Source organism: Paraburkholderia caffeinilytica, assembly GCF_003368325.1.
GTDB lineage: Bacteria > Pseudomonadota > Gammaproteobacteria > Burkholderiales > Burkholderiaceae > Paraburkholderia > Paraburkholderia caffeinilytica.
Map to the genome: position 1 here is coordinate 1,885,253 of NZ_CP031466.1, position 24,757 is coordinate 1,910,009.

23 protein-coding genes are annotated in these 24,757 nt (G+C 64.0%); 12 read left to right on the plus strand and 11 right to left on the minus strand.

The features are described from left to right. The first annotated feature begins 48 nt into the window (after positions 1–48). Positions 49–831, plus strand: coding sequence for a substrate-binding domain-containing protein (locus DSC91_RS08370; protein ID WP_115777694.1), 783 nt, complete (start codon positions 49–51; stop codon positions 829–831). A 109-nt stretch (positions 832–940) separates the two neighbouring features. Here the strand turns inward: DSC91_RS08370 and DSC91_RS08375 are convergent, their stop codons facing one another. Continuing rightward, positions 941–2,389: an FAD-binding oxidoreductase gene (locus tag DSC91_RS08375; protein ID WP_175171985.1), complete on the minus strand. Its 1,449-nt coding sequence runs from the start codon at positions 2,387–2,389 to the stop codon at positions 941–943. Beyond that, on the minus strand, positions 2,386–3,375 hold the full coding sequence (locus DSC91_RS08380) for an isopenicillin N synthase family dioxygenase (protein WP_115777695.1): 990 nt from the start codon (positions 3,373–3,375) through the stop codon (positions 2,386–2,388). The genes DSC91_RS08375 and DSC91_RS08380 overlap by 4 nt, the downstream gene beginning before the upstream one ends. A gap of 275 nt (positions 3,376–3,650) precedes the next feature. Between DSC91_RS08380 and DSC91_RS08385 the strand changes: the two genes are divergently transcribed. The 5 genes from DSC91_RS08385 (at position 3,651) to hutC (DSC91_RS08405) (ending at position 7,577) form a co-directional block, all read left to right on the plus strand. Then, the gene (locus tag DSC91_RS08385) at positions 3,651–4,478 is read left to right on the plus strand and encodes a transporter substrate-binding domain-containing protein (RefSeq protein WP_115777696.1); all 828 of its coding nucleotides are present in this window, start codon (positions 3,651–3,653) and stop codon (positions 4,476–4,478) included. A 4-nt stretch (positions 4,479–4,482) separates the two neighbouring features. Continuing rightward, positions 4,483–5,133 carry an amino acid ABC transporter permease gene (locus tag DSC91_RS08390; RefSeq protein WP_115777697.1) on the plus strand — a complete coding sequence of 217 codons (651 nt, stop codon included), beginning with the start codon at positions 4,483–4,485 and terminating at the stop codon, positions 5,131–5,133. A gap of 30 nt (positions 5,134–5,163) precedes the next feature. Next, the gene (locus tag DSC91_RS08395; RefSeq protein ID WP_115777698.1) at positions 5,164–5,826 is read left to right on the plus strand and encodes an amino acid ABC transporter permease; all 663 of its coding nucleotides are present in this window, start codon (positions 5,164–5,166) and stop codon (positions 5,824–5,826) included. 19 nt (positions 5,827–5,845) lie between these two features. After that, positions 5,846–6,715: an amino acid ABC transporter ATP-binding protein gene (locus DSC91_RS08400; RefSeq protein ID WP_115777699.1), complete on the plus strand. Its 870-nt coding sequence runs from the start codon at positions 5,846–5,848 to the stop codon at positions 6,713–6,715. Between the two features lie 61 nt (positions 6,716–6,776). Then, the gene (hutC, locus tag DSC91_RS08405) at positions 6,777–7,577 is read left to right on the plus strand and encodes a histidine utilization repressor (protein WP_115777700.1); all 801 of its coding nucleotides are present in this window, start codon (positions 6,777–6,779) and stop codon (positions 7,575–7,577) included. A gap of 37 nt (positions 7,578–7,614) precedes the next feature. On the opposite strand, the gene hutC (DSC91_RS08410) is transcribed toward hutC (DSC91_RS08405), so the two are convergent. From hutC (DSC91_RS08410) to DSC91_RS08445, 8 genes are all read right to left on the minus strand, one after another. Then, on the minus strand, positions 7,615–8,376 hold the full coding sequence (hutC, locus tag DSC91_RS08410) for a histidine utilization repressor (RefSeq protein WP_115779751.1): 762 nt from the start codon (positions 8,374–8,376) through the stop codon (positions 7,615–7,617). Positions 8,377–8,514: 138 nt separating this feature from the next. Further along, positions 8,515–10,155: an HAL/PAL/TAL family ammonia-lyase gene (locus DSC91_RS08415; protein WP_115777701.1), complete on the minus strand. Its 1,641-nt coding sequence runs from the start codon at positions 10,153–10,155 to the stop codon at positions 8,515–8,517. 54 nt (positions 10,156–10,209) lie between these two features. Further along, the gene (locus tag DSC91_RS08420) at positions 10,210–11,001 is read right to left on the minus strand and encodes an ABC transporter ATP-binding protein (protein ID WP_115777702.1); all 792 of its coding nucleotides are present in this window, start codon (positions 10,999–11,001) and stop codon (positions 10,210–10,212) included. Positions 11,002–11,035: 34 nt separating this feature from the next. Beyond that, positions 11,036–11,791, minus strand: coding sequence for an ABC transporter permease (locus DSC91_RS08425; protein ID WP_115777703.1), 756 nt, complete (start codon positions 11,789–11,791; stop codon positions 11,036–11,038). A gap of 15 nt (positions 11,792–11,806) precedes the next feature. Continuing rightward, on the minus strand, positions 11,807–12,529 hold the full coding sequence (locus DSC91_RS08430) for an ABC transporter permease (RefSeq protein ID WP_115777704.1): 723 nt from the start codon (positions 12,527–12,529) through the stop codon (positions 11,807–11,809). A gap of 93 nt (positions 12,530–12,622) precedes the next feature. Further along, positions 12,623–13,447 carry a transporter substrate-binding domain-containing protein gene (locus DSC91_RS08435; protein ID WP_373291922.1) on the minus strand — a complete coding sequence of 275 codons (825 nt, stop codon included), beginning with the start codon at positions 13,445–13,447 and terminating at the stop codon, positions 12,623–12,625. A 323-nt stretch (positions 13,448–13,770) separates the two neighbouring features. Then, positions 13,771–14,451 carry a methyltransferase family protein gene (locus DSC91_RS08440; protein ID WP_115777706.1) on the minus strand — a complete coding sequence of 227 codons (681 nt, stop codon included), beginning with the start codon at positions 14,449–14,451 and terminating at the stop codon, positions 13,771–13,773. Positions 14,452–14,502: 51 nt separating this feature from the next. Beyond that, on the minus strand, positions 14,503–15,342 hold the full coding sequence (locus tag DSC91_RS08445; protein ID WP_115777707.1) for an arylamine N-acetyltransferase family protein: 840 nt from the start codon (positions 15,340–15,342) through the stop codon (positions 14,503–14,505). 414 nt (positions 15,343–15,756) lie between these two features. Between DSC91_RS08445 and DSC91_RS08450 the strand changes: the two genes are divergently transcribed. From DSC91_RS08450 to DSC91_RS08475, 6 genes are all read left to right on the plus strand, one after another. Further along, complete coding sequence (locus DSC91_RS08450; RefSeq protein ID WP_115777708.1) at positions 15,757–17,280, plus strand: carbohydrate porin; 1,524 nt, start codon at positions 15,757–15,759, stop codon at positions 17,278–17,280. A gap of 100 nt (positions 17,281–17,380) precedes the next feature. Further along, on the plus strand, positions 17,381–18,532 hold the full coding sequence (locus DSC91_RS08455; protein WP_115777709.1) for an NHL repeat-containing protein: 1,152 nt from the start codon (positions 17,381–17,383) through the stop codon (positions 18,530–18,532). 84 nt (positions 18,533–18,616) lie between these two features. Then, entirely contained in the window at positions 18,617–20,005 is a 1,389-nt protein-coding gene (locus tag DSC91_RS08460) for a Dyp-type peroxidase (RefSeq protein ID WP_115777710.1), read from the plus strand. Positions 20,006–20,108: 103 nt separating this feature from the next. Further along, positions 20,109–21,140: an iron ABC transporter substrate-binding protein gene (locus DSC91_RS08465; RefSeq protein ID WP_115777711.1), complete on the plus strand. Its 1,032-nt coding sequence runs from the start codon at positions 20,109–20,111 to the stop codon at positions 21,138–21,140. Further along, positions 21,141–22,745, plus strand: coding sequence for an ABC transporter permease (locus DSC91_RS08470; protein WP_115777712.1), 1,605 nt, complete (start codon positions 21,141–21,143; stop codon positions 22,743–22,745). Between the two features lie 37 nt (positions 22,746–22,782). Then, complete coding sequence (locus DSC91_RS08475) at positions 22,783–23,841, plus strand: ABC transporter ATP-binding protein (RefSeq protein WP_115777713.1); 1,059 nt, start codon at positions 22,783–22,785, stop codon at positions 23,839–23,841. Between the two features lie 9 nt (positions 23,842–23,850). Here DSC91_RS08475 and DSC91_RS08480 read toward each other — a convergent pair whose 3' ends face one another. After that, a complete protein-coding gene (locus tag DSC91_RS08480; protein ID WP_115777714.1) occupies positions 23,851–24,726 on the minus strand; it encodes a LysR substrate-binding domain-containing protein in 876 nt (291 codons plus the stop codon). Positions 24,727–24,757 lie beyond the last annotated feature (31 nt).

Genomic DNA, 24,757 nt, shown 5'->3' on the forward strand with positions numbered 1-24,757 from the left:
GTGAGCCCCTCACGCCCTTATCCATCTCAGACTGCCACGCTTATCCGGATGAAAACCTTCTTCCAGACCATGTTGACCGCCGGGCTGCTGGCCGGCACCGTTGCAACCGCTCATGTCGAGGCGGCCGAACTCTACGTGATGAGCTCGGGCGGCTTCACCGCCGCGTACAAACTGCTCGGCCCCAAGTTCACGGCGTCGACGGGCAATACGCTCGACACGATACTCGGGCCGTCGATGGGCAAATCGCCGGAAGCCATTCCGAACCGGCTCGAGCGCGGCGAGCACGCGGACGTGGTCATCATGGTCGGCTACGCGCTCGACGATCTGATCAAGCAAGGCAAGGTGATGCCCGGATCGCGCGTCGAGCTTGCCGATTCCCGGATCGGCATGGCCGTGCGCAGCGGTGCGCCGAAGCCGGATATCAGCTCGGTCGATGCGCTGAAAGAGACCTTGCTGCATGCCAGATCGATCGCCTACTCGGACAGCGCGAGCGGTGTCTATATCGAGCGCGAGCTCTTCAGGAAGCTCGGCATCGAGGATCAGGTGAAAGCCAAAGCAAAGATGATTCCGAAGATTCCGGTCGCCTCTGTGGTCGCCAATGGCGATTACGAAGTGGGATTCCAGCAGGTCAGTGAATTGCTGCCGGTGCCGGGCGCAACCTTCGTCGGAAAGATTCCGGAGTCGGTGCAATCCGTCACGCGATATGCTGCAGGCATTCCGGTAGGTGCGGAGCATCCGAAAGAAGCGAAGGCGCTGCTCGACTACCTCGCCTCACCCGCCGCGCAACCCGACGTCACATCGACCGGCCTGGATTCCATCGCGACGCATTGACGAAACGGCCAACGCGTATCCGGATCTTACGTCCGCGAACTGCTGGCGCGCACCGAAAACACGCCGCGGTAAATCGCGCGGCTCACGCGGCTCACGTGGCTCACGCGGCTCAAAGCAGCTTGCCCGGATTCAGAATGCCATGCGGGTCGAGCGCATGTTTGATGGCGGCCATGGCGGCCAACTCGGCGGGCGAGCGCGAGATCGGCAAGAACTCGCGCTTGAGCAAGCCAATCCCATGTTCCGCCGACACCGAACCGTGCAACGGCCCCAACATCTCGTAGACGAACGCATATACCGCGTGATGATCGACGCCCGGGATCGAATGACCATCCACGGTGACATGCAGATTCGAATCGCCGATATGGCCGAAGAAATACGACACGTTGCCCGGCCAGCGCCGATCGAGCGCCGCGCGGCAACGGTCGACGAAAGCGCCGATCTCGCCGATAGGCAAGCTCACGTCGAAGTTGATCGCATCGAGCCGCACTGGAAATTCCGCGGTGCATTCGCGAATCGCCCATAACGCACGCACGTCGGCCACCGATTGCGCGATCACCGCGTCGCGGATCGCTTGTGAATCGAGCGCGTCGGTCAGCACGGCGGAGAAGCGTTCGCCGTCGTCACTCGCGTCGAAGCTCGCGTGCTCGATCAGTGCATAGAGCGGGTGCGAATCGTCGAACGGCGAGCGCGTGCCTGTGAGCTTCACGCCGAAATCGTAGAAATCCGGCCACATGATCTCGAATGCGCCGATGTCGTTGCCAAAGCGCGTCGACAGACGGCGCAGCAGGTTCACGGCAGCATCGTAACCGTCGAGTGCGACGAGTGCGGTATGGCGCGCCGTGCGTGGCGGATGAAGCCGCAGTACCGCACGCGTGATCACGCCGAGCGTGCCTTCCGAACCGATGAACCAGTGCTTCAGGTCGTAGCCGGTGTTGTTCTTGACCATCTTGCCGAGCGAAGTCAGCACGTCGCCATTCGCGAGCACGACTTCGAGGCCGAGCACCTGATCGCGCGCGGTGCCCGACTGGATCACGCGATTGCCGCCCGCGTTGGTCGCCAGATTGCCGCCGATCTGGCACGAGCCGCGTGCACCGAGATCGAGGCTGAGTTCGAAGCCGGCTTCGGCTGCGGCTTCCTGCGCGGTTTGCAAGGTGGTGCCGGCGCGCACGGTCAGCGTGGCCGAGGCGGTGTCGATTTCTTCGACGCCGGTGAGCCGTTCGAGCGACAGCGCGATATCGGTCGCGCGCGCAATCGCGCCGCCGGCGAGACCGGTCATGCCGCCCTGCGGCACCACCGGTTGATGCGCTGCGTGGCAAATCGCCAGCGCGCGCGAGACTTCTGCCGTGCTGCGCGGCAAGAGCAGCGCGGCGGGGCGCGTCGGATCGTGGCGTGTCCAGTCGGTCATCGCGTGCTCGCCAATCTGCTCGCCAACGCGCACCGTGTCGGCACCGAGCGCGGCACGCAGCGCGTCGAGTGTTGCGGAGAGCGGCGCGGCGCTGTGGGCTGCGTTACTGCTCGCAGTGCTCGCCTCGCCGTTTGTCGAACGGTTATCGGTCATGCAGGGGTTCCTTGCGCGCCTTCGACCGCCCGTTTCTTGCGATAGCCCATCGAATCGTTGATCCGCCCGAGGATGTAGTCACCCGCGGCGACCGGTTGGTACTTGAGATCGGCGTCGCTCGTGCCGAGCTCACGCGGATCGACCATCGCGCCGTAAGTGGGATCATAGAACGTCGCGATCGAATAGCGCTCGCGCCCCGACGCATTGATCACGCGATGCAAGGTGGAACGGAAGCGGTCATTGGTCCAACGCGCCAGCAGATCGCCGACGTTCACCACGAAGCTGCCTTCGATCGGCGGCGCATCGACCCACGTATCGTTGGCGATCTCGCGCACCTGCAAGCCCCCCACCCGATCCTGCCACAGCAGGGTAATGCAGCCGTAGTCGGTATGCGGCGCGACGCCGAATTGATCCGCGTCCGATTGAGGCGGCTGCGGCGGATAGTAGACCATCTGCGTGCGCTGCATCCGCTTCGTATAGCGCGGTGCGAAAAAATGCTCGTCGACGCCGAGACTCACCGCCACCGCCCGCAGCAGATCGGCCCCGCATGCCGCGACCGCTTCGTAGTAGCCGTAAAGCGCGGGCCGCAAATCGGGCATGAAATCCGGCCAGTTGTTCGGCCCGCGCAGCGCCTGCCCGGCCAGCACATCGGGATCGTCCTCCGGCAACTCCAGGCCGATGCTGAAGAACTCCTTGTAGTCGGGGCGCTTCGCCTGGTACATGGTGGCGTCGCCGAGCGCATTGAAACCGCGATGCCGTTGATTGACCGCCGCGCGCCGCTTCGTCTCGACCGGAAATGCGAAGAACGTGCGGGCGGCCTGCTCGGCTGCATCGATTGCCGTTTGCGGGACGCCATGATTGACGACGTAGAAGAAGCCGATCGTCGTGCAGGCTTCGCGAATTTCGTGCGCCACGCGTGTCAAGGCCTGTGGGTCGCCGGCACGCACGCCGGCAAGATCGATGATCGGAATGCGGGTCACGGGCATTGCACTGCTCCCTGGAAAGCCGGCCAATTCAACTGAGGAAAGAGGCTTGCGAATCGCTCGCGACAAGCTCGCGCGCCTCGTGCATTCCAGTTGTATATACCGCCAAAAGCGCACCCGCAAGTTGCTTTGCGGGGCTTCACGTAAGGGCTTTTCTCTACTCGCGGTTTTATTTATTTCGCGTGAAAACTGCGGTATATACTGCATCGCATGACTCGCGCCGGTCCGTGCTGACGAACCGCTTTCGCGCGACACCGCTTTGCCAACCGGAGAATCCCATGAGCATCCTTGCAGGCTGGAAGTGTCGTTTGGTCATGCTGGCGCTGTGCGCCGCAAGCGTCGCCGCCCACGCGGAAGACCAGCTCGTCAAAGTGAAGAAAGCAGGCGAACTGGTAGTGGGCACCGAGATGCAATTCGCGCCCTTCGACTTCCTCGAAAACGGCCAGCAAGCGGGCTTCAACAAGGATCTGTTTGCCGAGATCGGCAAGGAACTGGGCGTGAAGGTGCGCTTCATCGATTTGCCGTGGCCGAGCGTGCTGCCGGGTCTCGAAGCCGGCAAGTTCGATATGGTGGGCGGCCCGCTGACGGTCACGAAGGCGCGCATGGAACGCTACACGTACACGCTGCCGATCGCGGACGCCACCGACGCGCTGCTCAAGCGCGCCAACGATGCCTCCGTCAAGCAATCGTCGGATATCGCCGGCAAGACGGTCGGCGCGGGCAAAGGCTCGGCCCAGCTCGATCAGTTGAAGACTTACGTCGCCACCTTGCCGAAGCCGCCTGAAATCCGCGAATACGTCGACAACAATCAGGCTTACGCCGATCTCGCCGCCGGCCGCATCGCCGCGGTCGCGAATTCGATGACCAACATCGCGTACGTCGCCAAACAACGGCCCGAAACCTTCGCCGTGGTCCAGCCGCCGTTCGGCGCGAAAGTGTACTTTGCTTACTGCCTGCGTAAAGACCCGGACAGCAAACCGCTCGCCGATGCCTTCAACGCCGCGCTCGTGAAAATGCACAGCGACGGGCGCCTTGCGACCTTGCAGAAAAAGTGGTTCGGCGTCGCCATGGATGCGCCGACCACGATGCCGGTGCCGAACTATTGATGTCATGTTCAGCACGACCGTCTTCGTCCAGGGCCTGCCGCTGCTGCTGCATGCGGCGCTCGCCACCATCGGCATTTCGCTGACGGGTCTCCTGATCGGTTTCTTCGTCGCGATCGGCGTGTGCGCGGCGCGGCTCTCTCCGAACCGCGCGGCACGCATGTTCGGCGGCGCCTACGTGTTCTTCTTTCGCGGCGTGCCGATGCTGGTGCAACTGCTGCTGGTGTATTACCTGCTGCCGTTCGCCGGGATCAATGTATCGCCCATCGTCGCCGCGATCAGCGCCGTGTCGCTGTGCTCCGCTTCCTATATCGCCGAGATTCTGCGCGGCGGTTTCCTCAGCATTCCGCCGGGTCATCTCGAAGCCGCGCGCATGCTCGGGCTGTCGCCGTTCGACATGCTGCGGCGCATTCTGGTGCCGCAGGCGTTCCGCTTGACGCTGCCTTCGCTCGTCAATGAAATGGTGCTGCTGATCAAGGCTTCGTCGCTGATCTCGGTGGTGGGCGTGGCCGAGTTGACGCGCACCGCGCAGAACATCGCGGCCAGCACCTATCGGCCGCTCGAAGCCTACCTCGCCGCCGGGCTGATTTACTTCGTGATCTGCGGCACGCTGGCACTCGTCGCGCATGCCGCCGAATACCGCTTGCAGCACGCCTGACCGACCCTGAGCTTGAGATTGAAATAGGCCATGCAAAAGCTCGATCCCACCGTCATCACGCACAACCTGCAGCCGATTGCCGCCGGTCTCGCGACCACGCTCGGCACCTGGGCCGCGGGCGTCGCAATCGGCATCCTGATCGGCTTCCTGATCGCCGTGCTGCAGCTCTTTTGCGGACGCTGGGTGCGCGGCGCTTTGCGGTTCTACATCGAGATGTTTCGCGGCACGCCGTTTCTGGTGCAGCTGTTTTTGCTGTACTACGGCGGCCCTTCCTTTGGCCTCACGCTCGAACCGATGACGGCCGGCGTGCTCGGCCTGGGCCTCTACGGCAGTGCGTATTTCGCCGAAGCCTTCCGCTCCGGTTTCCAATCGGTGCCGCCGGGTCATCTCGAAGCGGCGTCCTGTCTCGGACTCACCCGCTGGCAGGCCGTCCTGCGCATTCAGGTGCCGCAGATGCTGGTGCTGATCGTGCCTGCGCTGACCAATCTGATTATCGTGCTGAGCAAGGAAACCGCGGTGCTGTCGATCGTCACCGTGCCCGAACTCACGTTCGTGCTGACCGGCATTGGGTCAGCCACCTTCGCTTTCGTCGAAACGCTGCTGGTGCTGTGCGTGTGCTATCTCGCGCTGGTCGAACTGACCTCGCGCGCGGGTATGTGGGCCGAAACCCGCATTGCGCGCTTCATGGCATGAACGGAATCCGGACCATCTTATGAACGCTATCGCCGACATGCCGTCTTCCACCTCCACCGCGGCCTTCGATACGCCGCCCGGCGCGCCGCTGATCGAAGTGCGCAACCTGAAGAAACGCTTCGGTGAAGTCGAGGTATTGCGCGGCGTCGATCTCGAGATTGCCCGCTCCGAAGTGGTCTGCATCATCGGCCCGTCGGGATCGGGCAAGAGCACGCTGCTGCGCTGCCTTGCCGCGCTCGAAACCTACGATCAGGGCGACGTGCGCATCGAAGGCGAACTGCTCGGCTATAGCGAGCGCAATGGAAAACGCGTGCGAGCGTCGCCGAGCGAGATCAATCGCGTGCGGCGCAACGTCGGCATGGTGTTTCAGCAATTCAACCTGTGGCCGCATATGACGGCGCTCGGCAATGTGATGGAAGCGTTGCTGCGCGTGCGCAGTCTGTCACGCGATGAAGCGCGCCGCCGCGCCAATGCGATGCTGGAAACAGTCGGCCTCGCGCATAAGGGCGATGCCTACCCGTCGAAACTCTCGGGCGGCCAGCAGCAGCGTGTTGCGATTGCTCGCGCGCTGGCGATGGAGCCGCACATCATGCTGTTCGACGAGCCGACCTCGGCGCTCGATCCCGAGCTGGTCGGCGAGGTGTTGCAAGTGATGAAGCAACTCGCGCGCGACGGCATGACGATGGCTGTGGTCACGCATGAAATGGGCTTTGCCGCGCAGGTCGCCGACAAGGTGATGTTCATCGACCAGGGCCGCATCGCCGTGCAAGGCAAGCCGCGCGAAGTTTTTCATGACGCCGGACAGCCGCGTTTGCGGCAGTTCCTGCAAAACTACTTCGACCGCAATGCTTTCTGGACGCGCGGCCCTGACGATACGGAGCCGGTATGAACCTGCACCGGCGCTTTCCCGATTCGCCTGGTTCGCACGGAATGTAGCGCGAGGGCTGCCGATGTCCTCCACCGTTCGTAGCAAAGCTCACGACAACCCGCCCGCCGCGGCGATGAAAACCGCGCGCCTAGCCACCGCCGCGCCGGCCGCCCGCTACGAACAGGTCAAGAATCACATCCGCCAGATCATCGAATCGGGCGCGCGGCAAGCGGGCGACCGTCTGCCATCCGAGCTGGACCTGGTCGCGACGCTGGGCGTGTCGCGCATGACGGTGAACCGCGCGCTGCGCGAACTCGCCGACGAAGGCCTTGTCACCCGTGTATCCGGCGTCGGCACGTTTGTCGCGCAATCCAAACCGCAATCGACGCTGTTGATGATCGCCCATATCGGCGACGAGATCCGCTCGCGGGGTCACGAATACAGCTACGACACCGTCCTCTCGCAACGCGAAACCGCGCCGGTGACGGTGTCGAACGCTTTAGGGCTGGCGCCCGGCGCTTCCGTGTTTCATGTGATTTGCGTGCATCGCGAGAACGGTCTGCCGGTGCAGCTCGAAGACCGCTACGTCAATCCGGTCACCGCACCAGACTTCCTGAAGCAGGATTTCTCGACGACGAGGCCGTCCGAGTATCTGTTCGAGACCGTTCCGGCGCACGACGTCGAGCATGTCGTCGACGCGGGCCTGCCGACACGCGCCGAAGCCGAGTGGCTGGAGATTCGCCCCGACGAGCCTTGCCTCACGCTGATGCGCCGCACATGGACGAGCGGCGTCGCGGTCACGTTCGCGCGTTTCGTGCATCCGGGCTCGCGGTATCGGCTGGGTTGCCGGTTCACGCCGGATCTGTCGCAGCGCCAGGGCTAGCGGGGCGCGCGCCGCGCCCTCGTCCGCTGCCTGCCACTCACACGTTGCCCGCCAGATGAAACCGCGACGCCGGATGCCATAGCTGCACCGAGGTCGCCACATCGTCACCGACCCAGGTGCGGCGCCATAGCTGCAGGCAGGGTTCGCCGATATCCATCATCAGATGCCGCCGCACATATGCGTCGGGCTTCTGCGCGTAGATGCGAAACTCGGCGCGCTGGATCGGCGCGAGCCGCACCATGTAATGATTCGGCGTCTCGACCGTGAAATCCTGTTGCAAGTAGTCCGGGAACACCTTCGGATTGACGTAGCGATCTTCGTACTGGATCGGCTCGCCCTCTTCACTGTGCACAATGCACGAATGAAACGCCGGCCCGTTCGCGAGACCGAGCGCTTCGAGCGCTTGCGGATCGTCGCTGGGTTCGAGCGTCAGCACACGCGCGGAATGACGATGGCCGCGCGCGGCGATTTCGTCGGCGATATTGCGGATTTCCAGCACCGTCGATTCGTAGCGCTGTGGCGCAACGAACGTGCCGGAACCTTGCACGCGCGTCAGCACGCGTTCGGTGGTGAGTTCACGCAACGCACGCGATACGGTCATGCGCGCGACACCGAATTCCTTGACCAGCTCCGTTTCGGATGGGATCAAGCCGCCCGGCTTCCAGTCCCCTTCGCTGATGCGCCTGATCACGTAGCGCTTGATCTGCTCATAGGCGGGCATCGCCTTGGCCGGCGTCTCATGGCTGCGATCAGGAGAGTCCTGCGTGTCTGCGATTTGCGCGTTTGTAATAGTGTTCACGTCGACCTCGTGGGTGGTACGCGGGTGGTACACGTCAGGCCGGTTCACCGGCGGGTAAGCCCGCTCACCGGCTTTGTCTCCATCGATTCAAGTCCGTCAAACTCAAGTGCATCGATTCAGGCCCGGCAACCCGGTCCGTCAACCGGCGTGGGCAGCCGCCCCGCCGTCGTTGGCCGCAGGGTCGGTGCCGATGCCGGTGGCGCCGACGCCCGTCACGCTCGGCAATGCGGCAAGACCTGCGCCGCTGGCTGAAGCATCCAGCCCGGGCCGAATATTACCCGGGTTTGGCAGCAGTGGCGGCGTTTCATCGGCGATCATGCGAAACGCGATCGTCATGTCGTCCGCAAGCGGCCGGTCGTCACGATAGGTCGGCACGACCTGACGCACGCGCTGCCAGAGCGAGTCGGTGTGCGGTGCGCGCGATGCATCGACGCTTTGCAGATCGTAGGCTTGCGCCGCCGCCAGCAATTCGATCGCGATGATACGCCCGGCGTTGTCGACGATTTCCAACGCCTTCAGCGCAGCGGGCGTGGCATGGCACAGGTGGTCTTCCTGCAGGCCCGACGTGATGCCGCCGTCGAGACTCGCGGGCATCGCGAGGCGCCGGTTCTGGGCGACCAGTGAAGCCGCCGTGTATTGCGCGATCATGAAACCCGAGCAGGTGCCGCCCGGTTCCGCGAGAAACGCCGGCAAGCCGCTCACGAGCGGATTGACGAGACGGTCGAGACGCCGTTCGGCCATCGCAGCGACCTGCGCGATTGCGGTGGCGAGGCTGTCCATCGCCAGAGCGATCGACGCCCCCACCGCATGCGCCTGCGAATAGACGCGCGGGTCTTCCGGCGTGCCGGCGACGATCGGGTTGTCGGTAATCGATGCGAGCTCGCGGTTGAGCACGTCGGCGGTTGCGGCCAACACGTCGCGCGCGGCGCCGTGCACGTGCGGAATGGTCCGCAAGCTCAACGGGTCTTGCGTGCGCTGGCCAACCACCGCGGCAAGGATGCCGCTGTCTGCGAGCGCCGTGCGCATCCGTTCGCCGACGAGGCTCAGGCCGGGCGAGATGCGCAATGCCAGCGATTCGGCATCGAACGCAGCGAGTTGGCCACGCAGATTCTCGAAGCTCATCGCGGCAACCACGTCGCACCAGTCGAGCAGGCGCTCGGCGCGCGCCAATGCCAACGCAGCGAGACCGGTCACGCACGGTGTGCCGTTGACGAGGCTGAGGCCCTCCTTGGCTTCGAGCACCAGGGGCTCGAGCCCGAGCATCTGCAATGCGTCGCGCCCTTTGAGCCGTTCGCCGCGATAGCGCACATGGCCTTCGCCGATACAGACCAGCGCAATATGCGCCATATGGCTTAAATAACCCACCGAGCCGAACGTCGGCACTTCGGGCAGGCAATCGGCGTTGATCAACGCGACAAGCCGGTCGGCGACTTCGAGGCGAATTCCCGAATGGCCGTGTGCATAATTGTTGACGGCCGCCACCATGATCGCGCGCGTTTCTGCCGCACCGAGCGGCACCCCGACGCCGACTGCATGACTCATCAGAATATTGCGCGACAGCGTGTGCTGCTCGGACGGCGACACGATCACGTCGCACAAGGCACCGACGCCGGTATTCACGCCATACGCGCGAATGCCGCGCGCGACGATCTGCTCGACCAGCTCGCGCGACGCAGCGATCCGCGCACGAGCGTCGGCGGAAAGCTCAAGCGGCTCGCCGGCAGCAACCGCTGCAACCTGACGCCAGTTAAGAGAACAATCGGAACGGATCACGGCCATGATAGTGCTCTGCCCAGTGAAGTGACGAGGGGATGACCAGCCAATGCCGATCGGTTAGTTAGTCGTGCGATCCTGATGGCTCGACACGAATTGGCGGAAACGGTCCGACTTGCATTCAACGAACACTTCGTCCGGCGTACCGTCGGCCTCCACCTGCCCCTGATGCAGAAACATCACGCGATTCGACACGTGGCGCGCGAAACCCATCTCGTGTGTGACGACCAGCATCGTGCGGCCTTCTTCGGCGAGCGAGCGCATCACGCGCAACACTTCGCCGACCAGTTCGGGGTCGAGCGCCGAGGTCGGTTCGTCGAACAGCATCACCTTGGGATGCATCGCCAAGGCACGCGCGATCGCCACACGTTGTTGCTGACCGCCTGACAGATGGGCCGGATAGTGAGCGCGCTTTTCCGCAAGGCCGACTTTCGCCAGCAGCGCTTCCGCTTCTTCAACCGATTCGGCGCGGCTGCGCTTTTGCACGCGCATCGGCCCTTCAATCAGGTTCTCCAGCACGGTCATGTGCGACCACAGATTGAAGTTCTGAAACACCATCCCGAGCTGCGAGCGGACCCGGTCCACCTGGCGGCGATCGCTCGGTTGCAGTTTGCCGTCGCCGCGCCGCTTCATTTTCAGCTCTTCGCCGCCAAGAGCCACCGAGCCGTCATCCGGTGTTTCGAGCAGATTCAGGCAGCGCAGAAAGGTGCTCTTGCCGGAGCCGCTCGCGCCGAGAATCGAAATCACGTCGCCCTGATGGGCGTCGAGCGAAATGCCTTTGAGCACGTGGTGGTCGCCGAACGACTTATGGATGTTCTTGACCGACAGTGCAACAGGTGCCGTAGCGTTCATGGGATTCTCCAGATTCTGCAAGATGTGCGATCGTTCAGGGCGCGGCGCGGCGTGCTTCGGTCGTGCCCGAAACCGGCCGGCTCGGCGAGCTTTGCGCGGGCGCCGCACGCAGATGGCGCGACAGACGCGTCTCAAGGAAGCCGAGCAAACGCACGACGACGAAATTCAGGAACAGATAGATCAGCGCGGCACAGATGAATACTTCCGTGGTGCGATACGTTTGCTGAATGATCTGCTGCGCGACGCCGGTCACTTCCCACACGGTGACGAGACTGGCGAGCGCGGTGGATTTGACGAGCAGCACGGCCTCCGTCGAATACGCCGGCAAACACTGGCGCAACGCAATCGGCCCGATCACGCGGCGCAGCAGCGCGAAACCCGACAGGCCGATCGAATAGCCCGCCTCGATCTGACCGACCGGCACGGCCATCAAACCGCCGCGGATAATCTCAGCGGTATATCCGGCAGTGCACAGCGCCAACGACAAAACCGCGCACATGTACGGCTCGCGCAACACCGGCCACAGGAAGCTCTCGCGAATCACGCCAAACTGGCCCATGCCGTAGTAGACAAGGAACATCTGGATCAGCAGCGGCGAACCGCGAAACACGAGGATATAAGCACGCGCGAAGCGATTCGGCAGCCAGTGGGGCGACACGCGCATCGTGACGATCACGAGCGAGAGCAAGCCGCCGAGAATCAACGAGCAGAAGAACAGCCCGAGCGTGGTCGGCACGGCCGCGATCAGTTGCCGCAGCGTGTCGAGCAGAAAATCGAAGTCGAAATGCATGATGTCCGGTCCTCGTCAGTTGCGCGCGAAGTTGCGCTTGAAGGATCGGCCCACGCGCGCTTCGGCGCGGTTGAAGATCCGGTTCGAGACGCTGGTCATCAGCAGATACAGCGCGCCGCCCACCACGAAGAACGTGAAGTACTGATGCGTCGAACCCGCCGCCACCTGGCTGGTGCGCAGCAGTTCCGCCAACCCTGTGACGGAAATCAGCGCCGAGTCTTTCAGGCTCAACTGCCAGACGTTGCCGATGCCGGGCAAGGCGAAGCGCAAGACTTGCGGAATCAGAATGCGGCGCGCCATGGTCATGGTGGGCATGCCGATCGAACGCGCCGCCTCCAGTTCGCCGCGCGACACCGCGAGCACCGCCGAGCGATACACCTCGGCCTGATACGCGCCGGAAATCATGCCGACCGCGAGCGCGCCGACCACGAACGGCGGTACGCCGACAAAGCCTTCCGCGCCGAACCATTGGCCGACCGTGGTCACGAGCGTCGAGCCGCCGAAATAGAACAGATAGATGACGAGCAACTCAGGCACGCCGCGAAACACCGTGGTGTACAGGTCGCCGATCACACGCAGCGTGCGAAAGCGCGACAGCTTGGCCGCCGCTACGAACGCGCCGAACACGGCGCCGACCGCGAGCGCAGCAAGCGTGAGCGCGACCGTCATCAACGCCGCGAGCAGCAACACGCCGCCCCAGCCTTCCGGCCCGAAGCCGAGCATCTCTATCAGAGCCATTCCCTACCCCTCATCCATTACGGCGGTTCGAACCAGCCGACGAGCGTGGCTTTTCACGCCGCGCCGGCCGTTACCTCTGAACGCTCAGGCAAATCAAGGCGTGACGTCGGTCTTGAACCACTTGGCGGAGAGCTTCTTGACGGTGCCGTCGGCGAGCGCGGCGCTGATCGCGGTATCGAACTTCGCTTTCAGGTCGGCGTCCTGCTTGCGGAACGCGAGGCCTTCGCCCGGACCCCAGATCGGGCCGCCGATCTTCGGGCCGGCCATGATGATCGACGCGGTCTCTTTCTTGTCGATGTTGGCGGCGTAGTAGGTCACGTCGTCGAACGACGCGTCGATGCGGCCGTTCGCCAGGTCGAGGTCGCGCTCAGGCGAGGTCTTGTAGACGCGGATCGTGGCGACGTCCTTGAAGCCGTCGTTGATGAACTTGGTGTAGACCGTGCCCGACTGAATGCCGATGGTCTTGCCCTTCAATTGCTTGCGCAAGGCGTCGACGGTGGGTTGATCGGTTTTCGGATCACCCGACAGCTTGACGACGCCCGCGGTCGGCACGGCCTTGGGCAGCACTTTCGCGTCGGTCACGGCGAACGTGGCCGGCGTGGCGGCGTATGGCTTCGAGAACGCGATGATTTTTTCGCGCTCGGGCGTGATCGAGATCGCATCCATCAGGACGTCGAACTTGCCGGCTTGCAGACCGGGGATCATGCCGTCCCAGTCCTGGGCCACGAGGTTGCACTGGAGCTTGATGCGCTCGCACAGATTGGCGACCAGCTCAGGCTCGAAGCCGCCCAGTTTGCCGCCCGGCAAGGTCAGGTTCCATGGTGCGTAACCGCCTTCCAGCGCGATCGTCACCGTCTTCCAGTCTTTGGCCTGCACCGGTGCCGCGAAAATCGTCGCGGCACCGAGTACGGCGCCCATCAATGCTTTTGCTAACGTCGTGCGCTTCACTTTCACGTCGAAACTCCTTTGATTGAGGAAACCGTCGAGCTGTTTTTACTGCCGTCTAATTTGTATAGACAAGCTTGCATGAGTCAAAAAACCCCTGCAAGAGGATTTTTTCGAAATCGCCGAAATCATCGGGTAAGCCCCTATGCGCGACCGTGCAATAAGGCTTTTAAGGGAGTTTTGAAAGCGAAAAGACGATATGCCGGTCGCCGGCGCATGCGTCAGCGTGGTGCATTTTGTCTAGACAGGTTGTGACGCGAGGCGCTGACGCGCTTCGAGCTGGCGCGCAGCGCGCCCTACCAGATGAACGGCACGAAGCGATAACGCACGCGCGTGGTGTAGGCGGTGTAGCCCTCGAGCTCTGCCGCCAGCACGCGCTCTTCGCGCACCGCGCGCCAGCCGATGCCGATCACCAGTAGCGGCACGCAGGCAAGTCCCCACCACGAGCCGAGCAGCAAGGGCGTGCCGATGAACAACAGCAGCGCTGCCGAGTACATCGGATGACGGACATAGGCGTAGGGGCCGGTGTCGATGACTCTATGACCCCGGCTTGCCTGGATCTTCACGACGGGCGCGGCATAGCTATTGGCCCGGAAGACGAACAGGCACATGAAAATGCAGACGAAGATGCAGAGCGAGCCGGCACTCACCAGCCAGACCGGCAGCGGTGCCGACCAGCGATAGCGCATCGCATCGAGACTCATCAGGACGAGCCAGGCGCTCCACATCACCGCCACGCCCACCATGAAAAAGCGGTCCCAGCGGCTTTGTTGCGCCTGCACGATCGGCGCAAGACGCTCGGCAAGCAAACCGGGATCGTGGCGCGCCAGCCAGAAACCGACCCACAAACTCAGCCCGCCGGTCTCGATCAGATACCACCAGCCGGCGGGCCACGCGAGCGTACCCGCGGCGCCGAACAACAGCGCGCCCATGCATGCCAGCCAGGCCGCGGTTTGCAGAACAAGGCGAGTGATCATGGTCGGTTCGTCGTCGCGGGTGGTGGTTGATGCCTGTTATGCGCGGCGGTCTCAGGCCGAGGCCGTCGCGGATGAGCGCACGCGCTCGAATACGTCTGCCATGTCGATGTCGCCCGTGTTCAGACCGAATTGAACGTGTAAGCAGGTTGCGAGTTCATCCGCGCTCCTTAGCTGCCGTTCGCCGATGATCCGGCCGTCCGCAGCGCGTTCGCTGAGTTGGTCGTCGAGCAAGGTCAGCCGCGATTCTGCGAGGACCCGGCAAACGATCAGATGATTCAGGAACACCGATTCCGGCGCGGTCGAGGTGTACCAGTTCGAGGTCTCGTAATCGATCCACTCGACCGGGTGCAGGTCGAAACGGTAGACGCGCGCCCATGTGTCGTCGCGGGATTGGACTTCGAGGTAGAGCGCCTCGTGCGATGCGTCGGCGAGGCGGAACGTGCCCAACTGCGTGGGCTGCGCGGTGCCTGCGATCAGGCGCAGCGGCGCCGTCAGCGTCACGCTGCCGAAACCGACGTCGGCGATCCATGCTTCGTCCTTGATGTCGACGCGCAACACCATGTGCGTGCGAGGGGGGATCGAGTCGGATTCGCGGCCCCACAGGACCCGGCCCAGCAGGGGCGTTATGTTGAAGCCTAGCTGCGTCAGGACGTTCGCGAAGAGTGCGTTCTGCTCGAAGCAATAGCCGCCACGTTTTTGCGTGATCAGCTTGTGTTCGACTGATTCGAGATCCAGTTTTACCGCGCGGCGCGTGAGTGGGTTCAGGTTTTCGAAGGGGATCGCTCTCGGGTGCAGCGCGTGGAGTTCCTGGAGCACTTCCAGCGTCGCCGCGCGAGGCCCGTTGTAGCCTATGCGGGTAAAGTAGTTTTCCAGATTCACTGTGTGTGACATCGGTGTCGTCCCGGTATGGTTTGGGGCGCTGCGCACTCAAGGGCTCCGCGCGACCGCCCGGCTTCGGAAGATGATCATAGCTTCTTTTGCGGCCGGCCCAGGACGCCAGCCTTCCTTCCGCCGCTCTCCGTCACCGCTTCAATATGGCCATATCCATACTAAATCATTACGTTTTTATTTCATTTAATTTACACACAAAGGACCTTTAGTAGCAGTACGTAAAGCTCAGAATTACATCTCGGCAATATTGATACGAATCGTTCTCATTTGTATTGACGCACCCATTTCGCATGCGTACGATCTCGCCATCTGCTGCATCCGGCGTCGCGAACCGATGCGGCAAATCGCCGGCACACGTAGTGACGTAACGCCGCGATGGTTAGATCAGTCGATACAACACAAATAAGGATTTCGATGAAGTTCGCCCGCTCCGTCGAGCCCGCCGTTCAGGCGCGCTCGCTTCACGATGCCGCCTTGCGCGGCGGCACCGCGCGCCGTTCGCGTTTGCCTTCGTTGCGCCGCGCCGCGCTCTGCACTGCTTTCGCGTGGGCCTCGCTGACCGCCGGCGCAGCCATGGCGGAAGCCAATCCCGATGCCGCGCCGGAAGCGCCCGAAGCGGACCTGAACATCAAGGCAACCCAGACGAATCAGTGGACCGGCTTCTGGAATCGCCCGACGATGCTCGGCGACATCGGCGGCCTGCGCCCCTGGCTCGGCAAATACGGCGTGACGTTCGCGCTCACTGAAACCAGCGAAGTGCTCGCCAATGTCCGCGGCGGTCTCGCACGCGGCGCGGACTACGATGGCCTGACCACGGCGACCGTGCAGATGGATACGCAAAAGGCCTTCGGTTTGCCGGGCGGCCTGTTCAACGTCAGCGCCCTGCAGATCCACGGCGCCAACCTCAGCGCCAACAAGCTCGGCACGCTGAATACGGCGAGCGGTATCGAGGCCGACGACACCACGCGCCTGTGGGAACTGTGGTACCAGCAGTCGTTCCTGAACAAGCGCATCGACGTCAAGGTCGGTCAGCAAAGTATCGACCAGGAATTCATCACCAGCACGAACTCGGCACTGTTCGTGAACACGATGTTCGGCTGGCCTGCCCTGCCGTCCTACGACATGCCCTCCGGCGGTCCCGCTTATCCGCTGGCCGACCTCGGCGTGCGCGTGCGCGGACAGATCACGCCTTCGTTGACGGCGCTCGCCGGCGTATTCGACGGCGATCCGCTCGGCAACAACCCGAACAACAAGAGCGGCACCAACTTCAATCTGCACAACGGCACGCTGTTCATCGGCGAGTTGCAGTACGCGATCAATCAGCCGGCTGACGGCCAAATGGTCAGTGCGGGCGGCGGCGGTTTGCCGGGCACCTACAAGGTCGGCCTCTGGTACAACAACGGCAGCTTCGCCGATCAGCGCTACGACAACACCGGTCTCTCGCTTGCCAACCCGGCGTCTACCGGCGTTGCGCAGAATCATCACGGCGACTATAGCGTCTACGCGGTCGCCGACCAGATGATCTGGCGCCCGGATCCGGACGAGGCGCGCAGCCTCAACGTCTTCGCGCGCGTGATGGGCGCACCGGGCGACCGCAACCTCGTGAGCCTCGCCGCCAATCTCGGCGTCGTGCTGAAGGCGCCGTTCGCCGGCCGCGACAACGACAGCGCCGGCATCGCGCTCACGTACATCAAGATCGGCAGCCACGCGCACGGTCTTGATCAGGATAACCTGGCATTCAGCGGCGGCCCCTATGGCGTGCGCACCAGCGAAACCACGCTCGAAGCGACTTACCAGTATCAGGTCAACCCGTGGTGGCAACTGCAGGCCGACGCGCAATACACGTTCAATGCCGGCGCCGGCCAGAACCCGAGCGATCCGACGCAGCCGCTGCGCAACACGTTCGTCATCGGCGTGCGAACCAACATTACGTTCTGATGCAGTTCGTCATCGTCACACACGCTCAAGACCCATCGAATCCCATGCTTTCGATCATGACCGCAACTACCGCTTTGTGCACAGGCACCGAGGCCCATTCATGAACAATCCCACGCGCAAGTTTTCGCCGCGCGCCGCGCGCGCCCTGATCGCCGCCGCGCTCGGCACGGCCGCATTCGCGGCGGCTGGCGTCGCGCACGCCGAGCCGCAAGGTTTCCTCGAAACCGTCAAGCATCACACCACGCTGATCAACACCGTGCCGGAGAACGGCGATCAGAATCCGTACGCGGTAGTGGTCGCGCCGGTCACGGCAGGCACCGTCAAGCGAGGCGATGTCCTGGTCGGCAACTTCAACAACTCGACCAATCTGCAGGGCACCGGCAGCACGATCATCAACTATCACCCGGACACCAGGGCGATGACGGTGTTCGCCACGGTGCCGCGCGATCTGAAGGAGTGCCCGGGCGGCATCGGCCTGTCGACCGCGATGACGATGCTGAAGTCGGGTTACGTGATCGTCGGCAGCACGCCGAGCAATGACGGCACCACCGGCACCAAGGGCGCTGGCTGCCTGATCGTGATCGATCCGAACGGCAAGGTGGCGTCGACTATCACCAGCCCGAATATCAACGATCCGTGGGGCAACATGGCGGTCGTCGACAACGGCACCAGCGCGACGCTGTTCGTCAGCAACGCCGGCTTCGGCGTGGGCGGTGCGAACGGCAATCCGCCGGTGTTCAAGCAGGCTACCGTGCTGCGTCTGGACCTCGACGTGCCTACGGCCAAGCCGCCCGTCGTGAAGAAGGAAACCGTGGTGGGCAGCGGCTTCGGCGCGCAGGCCGATAAGGGCGTGTTCCTCGTCGGCCCGACCGGACTCGCGCTCTCGGGCGATCAGAAGCTGTTGTACGTGTCCGATGCCATCGGCAACCGCATCACCGAAATCGACGAACCGATGACGCGCGACACCAGCGCGGGCGTGGGCCGCCAACTGACCGCGGACGGCCTGCTGCATCGCCCGCTCGCCATGGTCACCGCGCCGAACGGCCACCTGCTCGTCACCAACGCGCTGAACGGCCAGATCGTCGAAATCGATCCTGCCGACGGCAAGCAGATCTACGCACGCTGGATCGACACCGACAAGGCGCAATCGCCGCCGGGCAACGGCGACCTGTTCGGTCTCGCGATGACGCCTGAAGGCGACGGTTTCTATTACGTGCAGGACGACGTGAACACCCTGGTGCTCGCGAAGTAACCGCAGCAAAGACGGACGCAGATCCGGCCACCAGGCCGGACGCAACCCCGGCCTACCCCACGGCCAGAAGAAGGTGAAGGAACCATGGCAAACGATCAACCCCCGCGGCCCTCCCGGCGCGGTTTTCTGAAGGCCGGCAGCGCGGCGGTCGCAGCGGGCGCAAGCCTCGGTGCGAGCGCCGCCGCCCAGGCTGCGCTCGGCAAGACGTCCGCGCACAGTGCCGATCCGCAGATGGCGGTCGAGCCGTTCTACGGCTTGCATCAAGGCGGCATCGTCACACCGCAGCAAAGTCACACGTACGTCGCCGCACTCGATCTGACGACCGAGAAACGCGACGACGTCATCGCCCTGCTGCGTGCCTGGACCGACGCCGCGGCCCGCATGACGCAAGGCAGCACGGCCGCGCCGCTGCCGACCGGCGCCGCGGCCAAAGCAGAACTGGCCGACACCCGGATTGAGACACAGGTCGGCACGAAAGCCGATGCCAGGACCGATAACACGGCCTACAGCCAGGCCAACACCCAAGCCGCGCCCGATTCCGGCGACGTGCTCGGCCTGGGCCCATGCGGCCTGACAATCACGTTCGGTTTCGGCCCGGGTCTGTTCACGAAGGACGGCAAGGACCGCTACGGCCTCGCCTCGCGCCGCCCGGCCGCGCTCGTCGATCTGCCGCGCTTCAACGGCGACCAGCTCATCGCCGAAAAAACCGGCGGCGACCTGTACATCCAGGCCTGCGCGAACGATCAGCAAGTCGCGTTTCACGCGGTGCGCCAACTGTCGCGCCTCGCTAACGGCGTCGCGACGATGCGCTGGGGCCAGGCCGGTTTCGTGTCGGGTCCGCGCGGTCAGACGCCGCGCAATCTGATGGGTTTCAAGGACGGCACCAACAATCCGTCGACGGCCAAGCCGCAGTTGATGAACGAATTCGTCTGGGCCCGCGCCACCGCCGACGCACCGTGGATGGAAGGCGGCACCTACACCGTGGTACGGCGCATCCGCATCACGCTGGAGCACTGGGACAACACCGAGGTCGGTTTCCAGGAGCAGGTGTTCGGCCGCCACAAATACAGCGGCGCGCCAATCGGCAAGAAAAACGAGTTCGACGCAGTGGACCTGAAGGAAGAAGACAAGGACGGCAATCCGGTGATCCCGGAGAACTCGCATGTGCGCCTGTCGAATCAGGCGAGCAACAACGGCGCGCAGATTCTGCGCCGCTCCTATTCGTACAACGACGGCACGAATTTCTACATCGAGCGCTGGCCGCCATGGCGTCAGGAAACCGAATACGACGCGGGGCTGATTTTCGTGGCTCACCAGAGCGACCCGCGTACCGGCTTCATTCCGATCAACGACAAGCTCGCGAAGTTCGACATGATGAACCAGTTCACGACGCACGTAGGCAGCGCGGTATTCGCGGTGCCGCCGGGCGCCAGGCCGGGTTCGTATATCGGCGCCGGGCTGTTCGAGACGTAATGCAGGCCACGAAGTAAGTCGCAAAGCAAACCGCCGGCCGCGAGGCCGGTGACAAGCGGCACATCAAAGATCAACAACGACATCTCTAACGGATTTTAGGATCATGGCTCATTCCTGGTTTGGCACCCGCCTGCGCCTCGTCAGCAGCGCCGCCGCCCTCACGCTGGCCGCCTTCGCGACGGAGCCGTCGACGGCTCACGCGGCGTCGATCACGCTGTACAACGCGCAGCACGAGCAGGTCGTCAATGTGCTCGCCAAAGACTTCGAAAAGCAGTCGGGCATTTCGGTGAAGATCCGCAACGGTGAAGGCCCGGCAATGGCCGCGCAAATCGTCGCGGAAGGCGCAGCGACGCCCGCCGATGTGTATTTCACGGAAAATTCGCCCGAGCTGATGCTGCTCGAAGAGAAAGGCCTGCTGAGCAAGGTGGACGGCGCGACGCTCGCCACCGTGCCGGCGCGCTTCAACTCGCCGACCGGCGCATGGGTGGGCGTGACCGCGCGCGAAACCGTGCTGGCCTACAACACGACCAAGCTGCAGGCATCGCAACTGCCGCAATCGCTGTTCGACCTCGCCAAGCCGGAATGGAAAGGCAAGGTCGGCATTGCACCGAGCGACAGCGACTTCCTGCCGCTGGTGAGCGCCGTGCTCGCGCTCAAGGGTGAAGCGCAAACCGTCGCGTGGCTGAAGGGCCTGAAAGCCAACGCACAGATTTTCGACGACGACGAAGGCGTGGTGGCGGCCGTCAACCGCGGCGGCGTCGCGACCGGCATCATCAATAACTACTACTGGGCGCGTCTGCACGCTGAACTCGGCGATGCGAAAACCCGCAGCGCGATCTATCACTTCGGCAACGGCGACGCCGGCGCAATGGTCAACGTGTCGGGCGCAGCAGTGCTGAAGTCGGCCCACAACACGGACGGCGCGCAGAAGTTTCTCGCCTATCTGGTCAGCGAGCGCGCGCAGGAGTTGATGGCGAAGAGCCACGTCATGTTCGAATATCCGCTGCACGCAGGCGTCGCACCGGATCCGATCCTCAAGCCCTTCGCTGAACTGAACCCGCCGGCGCTGACGATCCAGCAACTCGGCGACGACAGCCAGGCCGGCAAACTGCTGCGCCAGGCAGGCTTGCTATAAATGAGCGATGCCGTGTCAGCCGGCCCTCCGGCTGTAACCCCCGCCGCGGCGCGCGTCCATTCGCGCGCGCCGCGCGGTTTGTTTGCGGCAGCAGCACTCAGCGCTTTGCTGGTGTTGCTGCCGATTGCGTTTACCTTCTGGCGCGCGGCGAGCTTCGGTATCGGCGAGGCGGTCGATCTGATCTTCCGGCCGCTCGTCGGCGAACTGCTGGTCAACACGCTGCTGATCACCATATCGACCACGCTCGTCTGCGCGGTCGTCGGCACGGCGGCTGCCTGGTTCGTCGAACGCACGCATTTGCCGGGGCGTCGCATCTGGGCCGTGCTCACCGCCGCGCCGCTCGCGATGCCCGCCTTCATTTCGAGCTATGCGTGGGTGTCGCTGAGTCTGGATTTGCAAGACTTCAACGGTGCGTTGCTGGTGCTGAGCTCCGCGTATTTCCCGCTCGTCTATCTGCCGGTGGCCGCGGCGTTGCGCAGCATGGACCCGGCGCTCGAAGAAAGCGCGCGCGCGCTCGGCTGCAATCGCTGGACCACCTTCATTCGCGTCGTGCTGCCGCAACTGCGCCCGGCGCTGCTCGGCGGCATGCTGCTGGTGGCGCTGGGCGTGCTGTCCGAATTCGGCGCGTTTACGCTGCTGCGCTTTCGCACCTTCACCACGCAAATCTATGCGGAATACCGTACCAGTTTCGATGGCGGCGGCGCTTCGCTGCTCGCGTGTCTGCTGATCGTGATCTGCCTCGTCGTGCTGGCGTTCGAGTTTCGGGTACGCGGCGCGGCGCGTTATGAACGCGTCGACCGCGGCACGCGTCGCGCAGTGTTGCGCTACGACCTCGGTGCATGGCGCTGGATCGTCGTGGCTGGATTTGCCGCACTGGCGATCGCGACGCTCGGTGTGCCGCTCGGCATGATCGGCTACTGGCTCACGCAACCGGGCGCGGCCGCCGTCACGCCGGCCGACGTGTCGCCCGAACTGCTGTTCAACGCAACGATCTCATCGCTCGGTTTCGGGCTCGCCGCCGCACTGCTGACCACGCTGCTGGTCGTGCCGCTTGCGTTCCTGCTGGTGCGTTATCCGACGCGCTGCGCGACGCTGTTCGAACGCACCGTGTTTCTGGCGCAAGGGATCCCCGGACTGGTGATCGCGCTGGCCATCGTGTCGCTCGCGGTGCACGCACTGCAGCCGCTTTATCAAAGCGCGACGCTGCTGGTGATCGCTTACGCGATGCTGTTCATGCCGTTGGCGCTGGTGAGCGTGCGCGCCGCCTTCATGCAGGCGCAGCCGCGCCTCGAGGAGACTGCGCGCGCACTCGGCCTGAGCTGGTCGCAAACCCTGTTCCGCGTGGTGCTGCCGCTCGCGGGTCCTGGGCTCGGCGCGGCAGCGGCCATGGTGTTCATCTCGGTCGTCACCGAACTGAACGCGACGCTGCTGCTCTCCCCCATCGACACGCAAACACTCGCGACCCAGGTCTGGGCCGACACGTCGACCATGGCGTTCGCCGCCGCCGCGCCCTATGCGGCGCTGCTTACCGGCATTTCGCTGTTCGCCTCCGGCCTCCTGTTCGCGTTGCTCGGCAGATCGGCATTGCTCGGCGAACGCAGCTGAACGTCGCGCCCTCGCCCGCTTTTTCAATCGGATTTTCATGAGCGAACTTCGTATCCGCGGACTGCAAAAATCGTTCGACGGCCACCCCGTGCTGCACGGCATCGATCTCTCCGTCGAGCGCGGCACGCTGCTCGCGCTGCTTGGACCGTCCGGCAGCGGCAAGACCACCTTGCTGCGGCTGTTGTGCGGCTTCGAACGCGCGGATAGCGGCAGCGTCGAAATCGACGGACGCCGCGTGGCCGGCGACAACCTGCATGTGCCTTCAGAGCAGCGGCGCATCGGTTACGTGCCGCAGGAAGGCGCGCTGTTTCCGCATCTGTCGGTGGCGGACAACATCGTGTTCGGCTTGCCGCGCCCGCAGCGGCGCGCACGCCATCGGGTGGCGGAATTGCTCGAACTGGTCGGCCTGCCGGCGAACTTCGGCACGCGTGCGCCGCAGCAGTTGTCGGGCGGTCAGCAGCAACGTGTGGCGTTGGCTCGCGCACTCGCGCCGTCGCCGACGCTGGTGATGCTCGACGAGCCCTTCTCCTCGCTCGACGCCGCCTTGCGGCTCGAAACGCGGCAAGCGGTGGCCAGCGCCCTCGCCGCTGCGGGCGCTACGGCGGTTCTTGTCACGCACGATCAATCGGAAGCGCTGTCGCTCGGCCATGAGGTCGCGGTGCTGTGGGACGGCCGGCTGATCCAGACCGCCACGCCGGAGACGCTGTACCGCAGGCCGGTGACGCGCGAACTCGCGTCGTTCGTCGGCGAAGCGGTGTTGTTGCCGGGCGTGGTCACGCAGGATCGCGTCGACTGCGAGCTCGGCGACTTGCCGCTGTGCGCGCCGATGGGCAACGGCGCGGTCGATGTGATGGTGCGGCCTGAGCAGATCCGTCTGCTGCGTGCTGAAGAGACCATGCCGAATGGCGTGGCATCTCATGACGCTATCGTGCAGGAAGTGATCTTTCAGGGGCAGGACGCAGGCGTCGCGCTGCAACTGCAGTCCGGCGCGCGGACGGTGGTGCGCGCCAGAGTGCCGGGTTATCTGTCGCCGCGGCCGGGCGAACATGTACGGCTTGCGGTGGATGGCGAGGTGACGGCTTATCCTCGGGGTTGAGCGGCGCAACTAAGCCCCGCGCCCCTGCGGGCGCAGCGACAAGTCCTGCACCATCTGCGCGGCCAGATAATCGCACGTGGGCCGATCCGATTTGGCGCTGCGCGCCACCACGATTTCCAGCGGCGCGATCTTCGGCAAGCCCTGCGCTTCGCCGAGAATCGCCAGCCGCGACGGCACGCTGCAACGCGTGAGCGCGATCACCGAAAGCCCCGCGTCCACGGTCGCCACCAAACCCATCAGACTGGCACTGCTAAATGCCGCCCGATAGCGGATATGCGCGCCATCCAGCGCGGCCAGCGTGTGCTGACGCGCGACACAACCCGGCTCGTAAAGCCCCACGGGCAAAGGCGACGCCGCCAGCACCGGCGTATCCTCCGATGCCCCCACCCATACCATCGGCTCGCTGCGCACGAACTCGCCGCGCAATTTGCGATCGCGCGTGACGAAAGCGAGATCGATCTTGTTGTCCGCCAGCATCGGCGCGAGCGACGTGCTCTGCGCGCAGACGATCTCGATCTCCACATGCGGATACAGATTCGAAAACCGCCGCAACACCGGGGACAGCAGCGACGACACGTAATCGTCCGGCGCGCCCAGCACCACGCGCCCGGTCACTTCCGGCCGCACGATCGCCGACCACGCCTCTTCATGCAGCGCCAGCACGCGCCGCGCGTACTCGAGCAGCGTATTGCCGGGCCGCGTCAGCGAGAGATTGCGCGTATCGCGGACGAACAACGTGGTGCCGAGCATGGTTTCGAGCCGCTTGATCTGCATGCTGACCGCCGCCTGCGAGCGGTGCACGGTAGTCGAAGCCTTCGTGAAGCTACCCGTTTCCACCACCGCGACGAAGGTGCGCAGCAAATCGACGTCGAATTCGGGGTGCATGATTTATCAATCCAGCTTATGGAATTTCTCA

Coding starts and splice junctions, on each gene's coding strand:
- DSC91_RS08370 (WP_115777694.1), top strand. CDS start 49: ATGAAAACCTTCTTCCAGACCATGTTGACCGCCGGGCTGCTGGCCGGC.
- DSC91_RS08375 (WP_175171985.1), bottom strand. CDS start 2,389: ATGACCGATAACCGTTCGACAAACGGCGAGGCGAGCACTGCGAGCAGT.
- DSC91_RS08380 (WP_115777695.1), bottom strand. CDS start 3,375: ATGCCCGTGACCCGCATTCCGATCATCGATCTTGCCGGCGTGCGTGCC.
- DSC91_RS08385 (WP_115777696.1), top strand. CDS start 3,651: ATGAGCATCCTTGCAGGCTGGAAGTGTCGTTTGGTCATGCTGGCGCTG.
- DSC91_RS08390 (WP_115777697.1), top strand. CDS start 4,483: ATGTTCAGCACGACCGTCTTCGTCCAGGGCCTGCCGCTGCTGCTGCAT.
- DSC91_RS08395 (WP_115777698.1), top strand. CDS start 5,164: ATGCAAAAGCTCGATCCCACCGTCATCACGCACAACCTGCAGCCGATT.
- DSC91_RS08400 (WP_115777699.1), top strand. CDS start 5,846: ATGAACGCTATCGCCGACATGCCGTCTTCCACCTCCACCGCGGCCTTC.
- hutC (WP_115777700.1), top strand. CDS start 6,777: ATGTCCTCCACCGTTCGTAGCAAAGCTCACGACAACCCGCCCGCCGCG.
- DSC91_RS08415 (WP_115777701.1), bottom strand. CDS start 10,155: ATGGCCGTGATCCGTTCCGATTGTTCTCTTAACTGGCGTCAGGTTGCA.
- DSC91_RS08420 (WP_115777702.1), bottom strand. CDS start 11,001: ATGAACGCTACGGCACCTGTTGCACTGTCGGTCAAGAACATCCATAAG.
- DSC91_RS08425 (WP_115777703.1), bottom strand. CDS start 11,791: ATGCATTTCGACTTCGATTTTCTGCTCGACACGCTGCGGCAACTGATC.
- DSC91_RS08430 (WP_115777704.1), bottom strand. CDS start 12,529: ATGGCTCTGATAGAGATGCTCGGCTTCGGGCCGGAAGGCTGGGGCGGC.
- DSC91_RS08435 (WP_373291922.1), bottom strand. CDS start 13,447: ATGGGCGCCGTACTCGGTGCCGCGACGATTTTCGCGGCACCGGTGCAG.
- DSC91_RS08440 (WP_115777706.1), bottom strand. CDS start 14,451: ATGATCACTCGCCTTGTTCTGCAAACCGCGGCCTGGCTGGCATGCATG.
- DSC91_RS08445 (WP_115777707.1), bottom strand. CDS start 15,342: ATGTCACACACAGTGAATCTGGAAAACTACTTTACCCGCATAGGCTAC.
- DSC91_RS08450 (WP_115777708.1), top strand. CDS start 15,757: ATGAAGTTCGCCCGCTCCGTCGAGCCCGCCGTTCAGGCGCGCTCGCTT.
- DSC91_RS08455 (WP_115777709.1), top strand. CDS start 17,381: ATGAACAATCCCACGCGCAAGTTTTCGCCGCGCGCCGCGCGCGCCCTG.
- DSC91_RS08460 (WP_115777710.1), top strand. CDS start 18,617: ATGGCAAACGATCAACCCCCGCGGCCCTCCCGGCGCGGTTTTCTGAAG.
- DSC91_RS08465 (WP_115777711.1), top strand. CDS start 20,109: ATGGCTCATTCCTGGTTTGGCACCCGCCTGCGCCTCGTCAGCAGCGCC.
- DSC91_RS08470 (WP_115777712.1), top strand. CDS start 21,141: ATGAGCGATGCCGTGTCAGCCGGCCCTCCGGCTGTAACCCCCGCCGCG.
- DSC91_RS08475 (WP_115777713.1), top strand. CDS start 22,783: ATGAGCGAACTTCGTATCCGCGGACTGCAAAAATCGTTCGACGGCCAC.
- DSC91_RS08480 (WP_115777714.1), bottom strand. CDS start 24,726: ATGCACCCCGAATTCGACGTCGATTTGCTGCGCACCTTCGTCGCGGTG.